At 51.2% G+C, this 961-nt stretch carries 1 protein-coding gene; it reads right to left on the bottom strand.

Annotated elements, in window-relative coordinates; translation table 11 throughout:
* A partial coding sequence (locus QUA57_RS28475) for a WD40 repeat domain-containing protein (RefSeq protein ID WP_333251564.1) occupies window positions 1–961 on the bottom strand: 961 nt, incomplete at both ends.

Genomic DNA, 961 nt, shown 5'->3' with positions numbered 1-961 from the left:
TCTCGGTGTCCCAGATTTTCAGGGTTGAATCCTCTGAAGCGGAAATCGCGGTTTTGCCGTCTGGTGCGATCGCCACTGCTGTTACCCAGTGATTATGACCAGTAAGAGTTTTCAGTTCCCGGCCTGTCTCGGTGTCCCAGATTTTCAGGGTTGAATCCTCTGAAGCGGAAATCGCGGTTTTGCCGTCTGGTGCGATCGCCACTCGTGTTACATCGCGAGTATGAGCAGTAAAAGTTTTCAGTTCCCGGCCTGTCTCGGTGTCCCAGATTTTCAGGGTATTATCCCCTGAAGCGGAAATCGCGGTTTTGCCGTCTGGTGCGATCGCCACTGCTGTTACCATGCTCATAACATCAGTGCTCATAAGATCAGTAAGAGTTTTCAGTTCCCGGCCTGTCTCGGTGTCCCAGATTTTCAGGGTTAAATCGTCTGAAACGGAAATCGCGGTTTTGCCGTCTGGTGCGATCGCCACTGCTGTTACCATGCTCATAAGATCAGTAAAAGTTTTCAGTTTCGGGCCTGTCTCGGTGTCCCAGATTTTCAGGGTTTTATCCCCTGAAGCGGAAATCGCAGTTTTGCCGTCTGGTGCGATCGCCACTGCTGTTACCCAGCTATTATGACCAGTAAGAGTTTTCAGTTCCCGGCCTGTCTCGGTGTCCCAGATTTTCAGGGTTTTATCCCTTGAAGCGGAAATCGCGGTTTTGCCGTCTGGTGCGATCGCCACTGCTGTTACCCAGTCATTCTGACCAGTAAGAGTTTTTAGTTCCCGGCCTGTCTCGGTGTCCCAGATTTTCAGGGTTTTATCCCTTGAAGCGGAAATCGCGGTTTTGCCGTCTGGTGCGATCGCCACTGCTGTTACCCAGTCATTCTGACCAGTAAGAGTTTTTAGTTCCCGGCCTGTCTCGGTGTCCCAGATTTTCAGGGTTTTATCCCTTGAAGCGGAAATCGCGGTTTTGCCGTCTGG

Source organism: Microcoleus sp. Pol7_B2, from assembly GCF_036701035.1.
Lineage (GTDB): Bacteria > Cyanobacteriota > Cyanobacteriia > Cyanobacteriales > Microcoleaceae > Microcoleus.
Note: the sequence above shows the minus strand (reverse complement) of the source record. Positions and strands in the feature narration are given on the sequence as shown.